Below are 10896 nucleotides of genomic sequence, written 5' to 3'. Positions count from 1 at the left end.
AATTAGATGCCTTGTTAAGACACAAAGGCATTGCATAAAATTCTGCGAAAAAAAGACCGCACTTTAAAAGTGCGGCTTTTTTTATCAATATTTTTTAGTTTATCCAACCAAAATGTGAAGCAATAAATAACAATGTGAAACCAGCAAGGTAAACCAATCCGACTAAAGATAACCATAATAGGAAACCTCTTACACAATGTTCACCTTTCATCACCAACGATAGGTTCAACCACGCAAATACAGGAGTTGAAACAAAAGAACCTATCATTGCCAATTTTAACATTGGTCCTACGGCATCACTGAAACAGAAAATAATCACTAAAACTGCGATTGTTGAACATAAGATAGATAAATTTAAAAAACTTACACGGCTTTCTTTTTTGCCCGCTAGTAATCTCAAACTTTCAAGATTAGTGCGAGAATAACCATCTAGCATTGATAATGTCGTACCGAAAATACACATAAATGCGATAAAAGCAATGAGGTCTTTTGCCCATTCACCAATGGTTGAAGAATACATATTGATAAGCTGTGCAATATATTTCCCCCCGTACCATTTCAACGGTTTCGTTGGAGCCAAATTGCACTAGCGCCCCCAATGCAAGAAACACTAACGCTAAAATCGCAGTGCTAACATAGCCAACATTAAAATCAAAAATCCCATCTTTATAAGATACTTTGGTTAAACGGCGTTTTGCCACCACCCACATTGAATTAATGACGGAAAGTTCAATGGGTGCTGGCATCCACCCCATTAGCGCCACAATAAAAGCTAATGCGCTTAAATTCCAAGGTGATGGGGAAATGTAATCATCGGCTGCAATTCCTTGCACGCCATTACGCATCAGTGCGATTACCACAGCGGCAACGGTCGTTACCGTTAATGCAATCATAATCACTTTCGCTAAACCATCTAATAAGCGATACTTCCCAAAAAGTAAAATCGCAGCAGCGGAAGAAATCATTATTGCGCTTAAGACAGACATATTAACTGGTGTAGGTAACACGAAATTAAGAATAACCGCACACAGCAAGGAAATCGCCGTCATATTAATGGCGGTTGAGAAAATATTAAGTAAAAAGAAAACCCATAAATATAATTTTCCTTTTTGGCGATAACCGTCAAGTAAGGTATTGCCTGTATCTAGCGTGTATTGCACACCGAAACGGAAAAAAGGATATTTAAAAAAGTTTGCAAGAATAATGATAATTGCAAGTTGCCAACCATAAATTGCCCCAGCTTGGGTAGAAGCAATAATATGCGATCCGCCGATGGCGGCTGATGCCATTAAAATCCCCGGCCCTAGGGAGCTAAACTTAGTTGTCCAGCCTGTTTTTGTTGTGTTTGTGGTCATAGTTATTCCTTATGAAAAAAGGAAATGATTATAATTGATATAAATGCAAAAAAACATAAGTGCGGTGTAATTTTTTACAACTTTTTTACACTATAAAAAGAAGAATAAAGGAAAATCTATTAGGAAAGATAATGGCTGGGGTACTAGGATTCGAACCTAGGAATGCCGAGATCAAAACCCGGTGCCTTACCGCTTGGCGATACCCCAATAGGAAATTCTTTAAGAAAAGAAGATTGAAATGTTAGATAGTATGGCTGGGGTACTAGGATTCGAACCTAGGGATGCCGAGATCAAAACCCGGTGCCTTACCGCTTGGCGATACCCCACCTACTAAAGAACTGCAAGCTAATGAATGGTGCGGGACGAGGGACTTGAACCCACACACCTCGCGGCGCCAGAACCTAAATCTGGTGCGTCTACCAATTTCGCCAGTCCCGCAATATGGTGGCTATGACGGGATTCGAACCTGTGACCCCAACATTATGAGTGTTGTGCTCTAACCAACTGAGCTACATAGCCAAACATTTTGCATTCACCTCATCGGCTTTGCGGGGCTAATTATGCTGATCTGACTCCCCTTCGTCAACTCTTTTTTTATGCTTTTTTCTAAATTCTTTCTCATTCGCATAGAGATTATACAAATCGGCGTAAAAGCGACCGCACTTTACTCTGCTAATAAATGTTGTAGCAATCTGCCATCTAATAAGGCTTGTTTAATCAATGCAAATGCGCCAATCACATCTTCATTTTTTAATTCAGATGCCACCAGCGGTGTGCTTTTCACAAACGCGGGTAAAGCCAAGTTGTCTAAGGTTCGGCGAATAGCAGCAAACAGCACGCTTTGCGCTTGCGTAATCTCCCCTGAAATAACAATTTTTTCAGGATTAAACATATTGACACTCATCGCCAATACGCGTCCAATCTGCACGCCAACGTGTTCGATCAAATCCACCGCTACCGCATCTTGCTTATTTACCGCTTTGCAAATCGCTTCAATATCGTGACTTTCTAAAGAAATCCACTTGCTTTGATAACCATCTTCCAGCAAACGTTGCATTTTTTCTTCAATTGCGGCATTGCTGACAACGGTTTCCAAACAGCCCACATTGCCACATAAACAGCGCTTACCCAAAGGATCCACCTGAATATGCCCAATTTCCCCCACATTATTTTTATAACCAAGAAAGACTTCGTGATTAATCACAATGCCTGCGCCAACGCCACGATGAATACGCAATAATAAGGAATCATAGCAATCTTTGGTAACACCAAAATAATGCTCCGCTAAGGCTAAACTTCGCACATCGTGACCAATAAAAGTCATTAATTGGAAGTGTTCTGCAAGGTGATTTGCCAGCGCCCAAGGTTCATCAAGGGATAAATGCGGTAAATATTGAATATCGTTGGTTTTCACATCCACAAAGCCCGGCACAGTAATACCAATGGCAATAAATTCCGCATTTTTACGCTGATTTTTTTCGATAAACTGCGCAAGGTGCGTTATTAAAAATTGCTCAATTTGCACCGCACTTTGATACTCCGGCAAATCCACAATTTCTCTTTTCAAGAGTTTCGCAGAAAGATCCATAATGGCAAAGGTTACCTGCTTACGCCCTAAATGAATGAGAATGGTGCGAAAGGCTTTATGCTCCGCAATAATAGACGTGGCACGCCGTCCGCCGGTGGATCGCTGCTGCTCCACTTCTTTAATCAGCCCACGTCCTAACAAGTTACGCGTGATTTTGGTTACACTGGCTGGTGCGAGCTGGCTTAGTTCAGAAATTTGAATACGAGAAATCGGTCCTTGCTGGTCAATTAATTTATAAACCACCGCACTATTCATCTGTTTAACAAAATCAACATTCGCGATTTGATGATTATCCCGCATTCTTTTTCCCACACATAAAATACATAAAACGAATAATGCTGTATTTTAAAATGAATTGGGCAAAATGCCTAGACTAGAAAATATCTAAACAAAAAGGCAGCCGAAGCTACCTTTATTTCGTATTTAAATAGCACTCAAAGTGCGGTGATTTTTGGGCTAGTTTTTATACCACGTCCACTGCCCATTGACTGCGCTGCCTAGCACGTCAAAATCATTGTTAAACACAGTCAAATTGGCGATTTTTCCTTCTGCAATATCACCTAAATGATCATCAACACCAATGGCTTTGGCAGGATAGTAATTGCACATTCTTAGGGTTTCATCGAGTGGAATGCCTACTTGTTTCACCGCATTTTCTACCGATTCAATCATTGTGATTGCAGAACCGCCGAGCGTGCCGTTGGCGTCATAGCATTTACCATTGCGCACATACACGGTTTTGCCGACAAAGTCGAAAGATTCAATATCCGCGCCTGCGGCGGCTGTGGCATCTGTAACAATGCACAATTTATCGCCTTTCACTTTTTTATCAATTTTGATATTGCCGAATTCAACGTGCAAGCCATCGACGATAATACCCGTGTAAATATCGCTGTCTAACACCGCGCCGACAACGCCCATTTCACGTCCTGAGCTAATTGGCGACATCGCATTGTGCAAGTGGGTGGCAAACGTTGCCCCCTTGGCAATTGCTTGTTTAGCTACGTCATAAGTGGCGTTGGAATGCCCGATGGAAACCACAATGCCACTTTGTACAAAATCACCAATATATTTTGCCGTTGGATTTTCAGGGGCAAGGGTGATTTTGGTGATCACCGCTGAATTTTGGCATAGAAAATCTTTCATTTCAGGGCTTATGGCACGAATATATTCTGCCTGATGCACGCCTTTCTTTTCGACACTTAAATAAGGGCCTTCCAAATGCAAGCCAAGGGCTTGATTTTTATGCTTTTTAAGATATTCCCCCATTACCGAAACGGCTTGCTTAATGCCCTCATCATCTGCTGTGATAAAGGTTGGCAGATAACTTGTTGTGCCAGAACGCAAATTGGTTTGCTGCATAATTTCAAGGGTTTTCACGGACGTATCGCCATTAAACATCACGCCACCACAGCCGTTTAATTGTAAATCAATAAATCCTGCCGTTAGATTATTCCCTTTTAAATCAATTTGTTGTATTCCCTCAGGCAGATTTTCTTGTGACACGATAGAAAGGATTTTCTCGTCTTCCACAATCACCGCTTGCCCATAAAGCACGGCTTGGGCGGTATAAATCACGCCATTAACTAACGCATAACGCATTTTTTCACCTTCTTTTTTATTCGCTATAACACACTATGAATGGCTTTGGCTTCTAACTCAGTGAAATATTTCACGGTTTTCACTTTTAATTCCTGCGTTGCCGGTTCATCACAAACAAAGATTGCGTGGCGGTGTAGCTGTAACGCACTGATCGTCCAAAAATGGTTCACACTGCCCTCCACCCCCGCTTGCAAAGCAAGGGCTTTATTATACCCCGTGACTAAAAGCATCACTTCTGCTGCGTCAAGCAACGTGGCGACCCCAATGGTTAAAGCGTATTTTGGCACTTTATTCACGTCATTATCAAAGAAACGTGAGTTAGCGATAAGGGTATCTTCCGTCAGAGTTTTAATTCTAGTGCGAGAAGCTAGCGATGACGCAGGTTCGTTAAAAGCAATATGGCCGTCCACGCCAACGCCGCCCATAAATAAATTTACCTTGCCGTAAGATTGCATTTTTTCTTCATAACGGCGGCATTCAGCATCAAGATCAGGCGCATTGCCGTCTAACAAGTTAATATTTTTTTCTTGAATATCAACGTGATCAAAAAAATTCTTATACATAAAAGAGCGGTAACTTTCTGGGTGATCTTTTGGCAGCCCAACATATTCGTCCATATTAAAGGTTACCACGTTTTTAAAGCTCACTTCCCCAGCTTGATAAAGTTTGATTAATTCTTTATAGGTTTGTAACGGCGTGCCGCCTGTGGGCAATCCCAGCACAAAAGGGCGTTCTTCCGTTGGTTTAAATTCATTAATACGATCAACAATATGACGTGCAGCCCATTTGCTGACTTGCTCGGCGGTTTTTAAAGGAATTAAACGCATAGCTCTCTCCTGTTTGCTATCTCAATTTCATTATTTTGAAGTATCATTTCATAGTTTTCATTATAAAATAAGATTAACTTCAAAGAGAAATAGAATTTTAACGAAAAGAGAAAATCGTGATCTAAATCACAAAGAGAAAATTTGCAAAAATAATACCGCTCTATAAAAAAGCGGTATTCTTCTATCATCAAGAATGAAAGGTCAAAAATTACGCCTTACCCCAAACTTCCTCAACAATTTCACGAATGAAATTCAGTTTATTCCATTGTTGCTCTTCTGTCAGGATATTGCCTTCTTCCGTTGAAGCAAAGCCACATTGCGGGCTTAAACAAAGCTGGTTGATGTCCACATATTGTGCGGCTTCTTGAATACGTTTGATGATTTCGTTTTTATCTTCAAGGTTGCCGTCTTTTGAAGTAACCAAACCTAGCACCACTTGCTGATCTTTAATAAAGCGCAATGGTTTGAAATCGCCCGAACGATCGCTATCGTACTCAAGGAAGAAGCCATCAACGTTACAGTGCCCAAATAGGGTTTCTGCCACAGGTTCATAGCCGCCCGATGAGAACCAAGTTGAGCGGAAGTTACCACGGCAAATGTGCATTGTAATGGTCATATCCGCAGGTTTCGCGGCAATAATACGGTTCACCATATACACATAATCTTTCGCGAGTTGCTCTAAATCGAAGCCACGTTCTTGATAAGCTTGGCGTTTTTCTTCAGAACATAATTCGCCCCAGCTTGTGTCATCTAATTGCAGGTTACGACAACCTAGGACATAGAATTTTTGCATCGCACTAATATAAGCGTCCGCAATATCATCTAGTAATTGCTGATTGTTGTTTTTATAACGCTCAATTGGCTGATAATCCGTTTCACGCACCGTACAAATTAAATGTAACATTGAAGGTGACGGAATGGTGAATTTAACAGGATAATCGCCGGCAATTTGCTGTAAAGAACGGTAATGTTCAAGGAATGGGTGAGTATCCGAGAAACCGATTTTATCAACAATTTTCAACGTCTTAGGACGAACATTATGATGTTTAAATTGGACAGAAAATTTTTCTGCTTCCACTTCTTCCACGCCATCTAACGCACTTAAGAAATCTAAATGCCAAAAGGTACGGCGAAACTCTCCGTCGGTTACCGCAGGTAAGCCCACTGCTTTTTGGTGCGCCACTAAATTGGCAATTTCTTTATCTTCCACTTGGGTGAGATCCGCACAAGAAATATCCCCACAGCTACATTGCTGACGTGCCTGTTTTAAACTTTCTGGACGTAAAAAACTGCCAACAATATCAAAACGATAGGGCGCTTTATCACGAAGTTGTGCATTAGGAAATAGTTTGCTCATAATCACTCTCTTTTAGTTATATTTAGATAGAAAGCCGTAATTTTAACAAAAAATTCACACATATTCTAAAAAAATCCCAAAACACCACCGCACTTTTAAAACCACAATAATTTTTACGATCGAGATCGCAAAACCAAACTGCATTTTCCACAAGCACTAAAAAGTCGCTTAATATCCCAACCAAATTTTTATTGCGCAGAAAAATCGGGGAAAAAATTATGCTTTATATTCAGCGTATCCTGCTCATTTTATTCGCACTATGCTCAGCATTAGCTAAGGCCAATCCGCCAGATTTAATGCTACTTGGCACTTACCACAATCAAAATGTGCAAGGTTGGGTGATGAGCGAAAAGTTAGACGGCATCAGGGGATATTGGGACGGTAAACAGCTGTTTACAAGACAGAATAAAATTCTCACGCCGCCATATTATTTCATTAAAGATTTTCCGCCTTTTGCCATTGATGGTGAACTGTTTAGCCAACGCAATGCGTTTGAGCAAATTTCTTCTATTGTGCGTTCGCAAAAAGATAAAGGTTGGGAAAAATTAAAGCTTTATGTGTTTGATGTGCCTAATGCCAAAGGCAATTTATTTGAACGTTTAGCCGTGTTGGAAAATTATTTAGCCCAGCACCCAAGCCAATATATTGAAATTATTAAACAAATTCCAATCAAACATTATGCCCAAGTACAAGATTTTTTGCGTGAAGTAGAACAAAAACAAGGGGAAGGCTTGGTGCTGCGTAACCCTAATGCACCTTATGAAAACAAACGCAGTCAGCAAATTTTGAAATTAAAGACCGCACTTGATGAAGAATGTGAAGTGATTGCACACCATAAAGGCAAGGGGCAATTTGCTTATAAATTCGGTGCGATTACTTGTAAAAATCAGCGTGGCGAATTTCGTATCGGTTCAGGTTTTAAATTATCGGATAGAGAAAATCCACCACCAATCGGTTCAATCATTACCTACAAATACCGTGGTTTGACACAAAAAGGGCTGCCAAGATTTGCCACTTATTGGCGGAAGAAGGAATAATAGCGCATAAAAAATCCCCTTGAAATCAAGGGGATTGATAAAGTGCGGTGGAAATAAGCGAGAATTTTATCTAATTCTGCACTCACTTCTTCCACTTTTTGCGTACCGTCTAAACGGAATATTTGTATTGCCCGCTTCGGGCTTCAGCTTGGTAATAATCAACCAACGGTTTGGTGGTGTTGTGATACACTTTCAAGCGATCTAATACGGTTTCAGGCTTGTCATCAGCACGGATATTAAATCTTCACCGGTTACATCATCTTTACCTTCCACTTTTGGCGGGTTATACACAACGTGGTAAGTACGTCCAGAAGCTTGGTGAACACGGCGACCACTCATACGCTCAACAATCACTTCATCTGGCACATCAAATTCCAACACATAATCAATGCTGATGCCTGCGCTTTTTAAGGCATCCGCTTGCGGAATGGTGCGCGGGAAGCCGTCTAATAAAAAGCCTTTCGCGCAATCTTCTTGTGCAACACGCTCTTTCACGAGCGAAATAATTAAATCATCTGGCACAAGCTGCCCTGCGTCCATTAAGGTTTTCGCTTGTTTGCCTAATTCTGTTCCCGCTTTAATTGCCGCGCGCAACATATCGCCCGTAGAAATTTGCGGAATACCGAATTTGTTCATAATAAATTGTGCTTGCGTGCCTTTACCTGCACCCGGCGCACCTAAAAGAATAATCTTCATATCAACCTCGTTTATAAAAAAATCTGCGATAACATACCTTTAATAAGTCGAAAACTCAAGGGCGATGAAAATCAAAATTAACTAATTTGCAAAAAATTCATAAAAAAGCACCGCACTTTATTTTCCTTGATCTCACGAAATCTCTTCCGCAAGTTCCTTTTGTGAAGGGGATTTGCGGTATTTATCCACCCATAATAGAAATTGGCGTAAACCGTTCCTGCCACAGAGTGCCACACGCACGCCACGGCACAAACCACCGCTGATTCTGGAATGGTTGGGAAGAACTTCATACTTAATCCAGTAGCTAAACCTGCATTTTGCACGCCCACTTCCAAGGAAATGGTTTCTTTTTCGCTAAGCTCATTCCAAACAATTTGCCTGAAGAATAGCCAAGAGCGTAGCCGATAAGGTTATGTACCACGATACAAAGTAAAATCATTAAGCCTGATTGTAAGAAATAATCCCCATAAATGGCGACCACACCGCCCACAATAAAGGCGAAGTTAATCACTGCCACGCCCGGCATTAACGCTTTGATGTCTTGGAACCATTGTTTGCGGTGTAAGCTGATGTTTAAAATCGATCCCACCGCCACAGGCAACACGGTTACTAAAAGCATAAATTTAAACATTGCCCAGCCGTTCATTTCCACGCTTTGGCCTACCAAATAATTTAGCAATAATGGCGTCATTACTGGCGCTAGTAAGGTTGAAACGGTGGTCATTCCCACTGAAAATGCTATATCGCCTTTGCATAGGAACGTCATAATGTTAGACGCCACACCACCAGGGCAAGAGCCAACTAAAACTAAACCAAGAGTGAGCGCTGGGGAAAGATCAAAACTTTTTGCAATAGCAATCGCTACAAAAGGCATTACGGTATATTGCACAATGGTACCGATAAGAATATCCAACGGGCGTTGCGCTAACACTTGATAATCTTTTTACCTAAGGTCATTCCCATTGAAAGCATAATAATGCTGATGATGAACACTTGCGTATCGCCTTTTACCCAAGTGAATAATTCAGGTTTATAAAAGGTGATTAACGCCAGCACAATAATAAAAAGTGCGGTGATTTGGCTAATAAAAACTAAGCTTTTTCAAAAATTGCATTGCTTTCTCCTAAATTTCTTCGTCAATAAAGGTGCTAGTCTGCTTGCTTCCAAGGCGCAACTTTAAATAAACATAACATTCCAGGGATCGCGAGCCAGAAGCAAAGCCAGAAATAATCATAGTAGCCCAGCCAGTCGATCAACGCGCCTGCTTGGGTGTTGAGCGTAGCTCTTGGTAATGCGGCAAGGCTGGTAAATAAGGCAAGCTGTGTGGCAGTGTAAAGGGGATTGGTTTCCCTTGCCATGAAAGCAACAAAGGCGGCTGTACCTAAACCGATGCCAATATATTCCGCGGCCACCACAAGGCTGAGCGACCACAAGGCACGGCTATCTACGGTTTCAAAAGGCCCTTGTTTGGCGAGCCAGGCAAAGCCAAGAATGGTGATAATTTGCACAAATCCAAATAACCATAAAGCGCGGTTAATGCCCACTTTCAGCATTAAAATCCCGCCTAAAATACTGGCGACCACCATTGGCCATAAAGAGGCATTTTTCACCACCAAACCGATCTGGGTTTTGCTAAATCCCATATCTAAATAGAAAGGGGAAATCAGCGCCGTAGCCATACTGTCGCCTAATTTATACAGAAAAATAAACGCCAAAATCCCTAAGGCTGACCAAATACCTTTGCGTTGAAAAAATTCGCGGAAAGGTTCAATGACACTTTCTTCTAAAGTGCGGTGTTTTTTTAGCGCAATATTAGGTTCGGTGCTTAAAAATAGACACATTAAAATCCCCGGCAACATAAACATTGCGGTAATGATAAACACGGTTTGCCAAGGGAAATGATCCGCCAAAATCAATGAAAGCGAACCGGGAACAAGGCCTGCAATACGATAAGCATTAACGTGAATCGAGTTGCCTAAACCTAATTCATTGTCGGTTAAAATTTCTCTCCGATAGGCATCTAGCACAATGTCTTGCGTGGCGGAAAAGAAGGAACAAAGCACGCCCAAGGCGGCAATTAAACTGAGTCCAAATTGTTTGCTTGGATCTAAAAAGCCAAATAATGCCAAGCTGATTAGCAATAAAATTTGTGAGATCAGCATCCAGCCGCGGCGGCGACCTAAAAAAGGCGGCACAAAGCGATCAAGCAAGGGCGCCCAGACAAACTTCCACGAAAAAGGGAGCATTATTAGGGTGAAATAGCCCAAGGTTTTGAGATCAACGTTTTCTGCGCGTAACCAAATAGGTAACAAAGAAACCAAAACATAAAGGGGTAAGCCCGAGCTAAATCCCGTGAATACGCAGATCAGCATATTACGGCTGAAAATTTGTGAAAATAAATTCGATTGTGTGGTCATAGCCATAAAGTGCGGTG

General features: G+C 41.3%; 8 protein-coding genes, 4 tRNA genes and 2 pseudogenes. 1 reads left to right on the top strand and 13 read right to left on the bottom strand.

Annotation, left to right across the window (positions count from 1 at the left end):
- Positions 1-94 precede the first annotated feature (94 nt).
- The 9 genes and pseudogenes from C3Z13_RS02325 to C3Z13_RS02285 all read right to left on the bottom strand — a co-directional run bounded on the left by C3Z13_RS02325 (position 95) and on the right by C3Z13_RS02285 (position 6729).
- Positions 95-1355: pseudogene (locus tag C3Z13_RS02325) on the bottom strand (NRAMP family divalent metal transporter).
- Positions 1356-1487: 132 nt separating this feature from the next.
- Positions 1488-1562, bottom strand: a tRNA-Gln gene (locus C3Z13_RS02320).
- A gap of 44 nt (positions 1563-1606) precedes the next feature.
- A tRNA-Gln gene (locus tag C3Z13_RS02315) sits at positions 1607-1681 on the bottom strand.
- A 27-nt stretch (positions 1682-1708) separates the two neighbouring features.
- Positions 1709-1793 (bottom strand) — tRNA-Leu (locus C3Z13_RS02310).
- 4 nt (positions 1794-1797) lie between these two features.
- Positions 1798-1874: transfer RNA gene (locus C3Z13_RS02305), tRNA-Met, on the bottom strand.
- Between the two features lie 145 nt (positions 1875-2019).
- Entirely contained in the window at positions 2020-3243 is a 1224-nt protein-coding gene (locus C3Z13_RS02300) for an ROK family transcriptional regulator (protein WP_103854876.1), read from the bottom strand.
- Between the two features lie 156 nt (positions 3244-3399).
- Positions 3400-4545 carry an N-acetylglucosamine-6-phosphate deacetylase gene (nagA, locus tag C3Z13_RS02295; protein WP_103854875.1) on the bottom strand — a complete coding sequence of 382 codons (1146 nt, stop codon included), beginning with the start codon at positions 4543-4545 and terminating at the stop codon, positions 3400-3402.
- A gap of 23 nt (positions 4546-4568) precedes the next feature.
- On the bottom strand, positions 4569-5372 hold the full coding sequence (gene nagB, locus C3Z13_RS02290) for a glucosamine-6-phosphate deaminase (RefSeq protein ID WP_103854874.1): 804 nt from the start codon (positions 5370-5372) through the stop codon (positions 4569-4571).
- 208 nt (positions 5373-5580) lie between these two features.
- Positions 5581-6729, bottom strand: a complete 1149-nt coding sequence (locus C3Z13_RS02285) for a 5-methyltetrahydropteroyltriglutamate--homocysteine S-methyltransferase (RefSeq protein WP_103854873.1) — start codon at positions 6727-6729, stop codon at positions 5581-5583.
- Between the two features lie 218 nt (positions 6730-6947).
- On the opposite strand from C3Z13_RS02285, the gene C3Z13_RS02280 reads away from it, so the two are divergent.
- Positions 6948-7766: a DNA ligase gene (locus C3Z13_RS02280; protein WP_103854872.1), complete on the top strand. Its 819-nt coding sequence runs from the start codon at positions 6948-6950 to the stop codon at positions 7764-7766.
- 56 nt (positions 7767-7822) lie between these two features.
- On the opposite strand, the pseudogene adk reads toward C3Z13_RS02280, so the two are convergent.
- The 4 genes and pseudogenes from adk to C3Z13_RS02265 form a co-directional block, all read right to left on the bottom strand.
- Positions 7823-8462: pseudogene (adk, locus tag C3Z13_RS02275) on the bottom strand (adenylate kinase); the annotation flags it as partial.
- 304 nt (positions 8463-8766) lie between these two features.
- Positions 8767-9393: a bile acid:sodium symporter family protein gene (locus C3Z13_RS12045; RefSeq protein WP_245872499.1), complete on the bottom strand. Its 627-nt coding sequence runs from the start codon at positions 9391-9393 to the stop codon at positions 8767-8769.
- A complete protein-coding gene (locus C3Z13_RS12600; protein WP_281258759.1) occupies positions 9387-9518 on the bottom strand; it encodes a hypothetical protein in 132 nt (43 codons plus the stop codon). Before C3Z13_RS12600 ends, C3Z13_RS12045 begins: the two co-directional genes overlap by 7 nt.
- 92 nt (positions 9519-9610) lie before the next feature.
- Entirely contained in the window at positions 9611-10879 is a 1269-nt protein-coding gene (locus C3Z13_RS02265) for an AmpG family muropeptide MFS transporter (protein WP_103854877.1), read from the bottom strand.
- Positions 10880-10896 lie beyond the last annotated feature (17 nt).

The sequence above is a fragment of the Avibacterium endocarditidis genome (assembly GCF_002921145.1).
In the GTDB taxonomy this organism is placed as follows: Bacteria; Pseudomonadota; Gammaproteobacteria; order Enterobacterales; family Pasteurellaceae; genus Avibacterium; species Avibacterium endocarditidis.
This window is presented reverse-complemented; position numbering and strand designations above follow the sequence as displayed.

Coding starts and splice junctions, on each gene's coding strand:
- C3Z13_RS02300 (WP_103854876.1), bottom strand. CDS start 3,243: ATGCGGGATAATCATCAAATCGCGAATGTTGATTTTGTTAAACAGATG.
- nagA (WP_103854875.1), bottom strand. CDS start 4,545: ATGCGTTATGCGTTAGTTAATGGCGTGATTTATACCGCCCAAGCCGTG.
- nagB (WP_103854874.1), bottom strand. CDS start 5,372: ATGCGTTTAATTCCTTTAAAAACCGCCGAGCAAGTCAGCAAATGGGCT.
- C3Z13_RS02285 (WP_103854873.1), bottom strand. CDS start 6,729: ATGAGCAAACTATTTCCTAATGCACAACTTCGTGATAAAGCGCCCTAT.
- C3Z13_RS02280 (WP_103854872.1), top strand. CDS start 6,948: ATGCTTTATATTCAGCGTATCCTGCTCATTTTATTCGCACTATGCTCA.
- C3Z13_RS02265 (WP_103854877.1), bottom strand. CDS start 10,879: ATGACCACACAATCGAATTTATTTTCACAAATTTTCAGCCGTAATATG.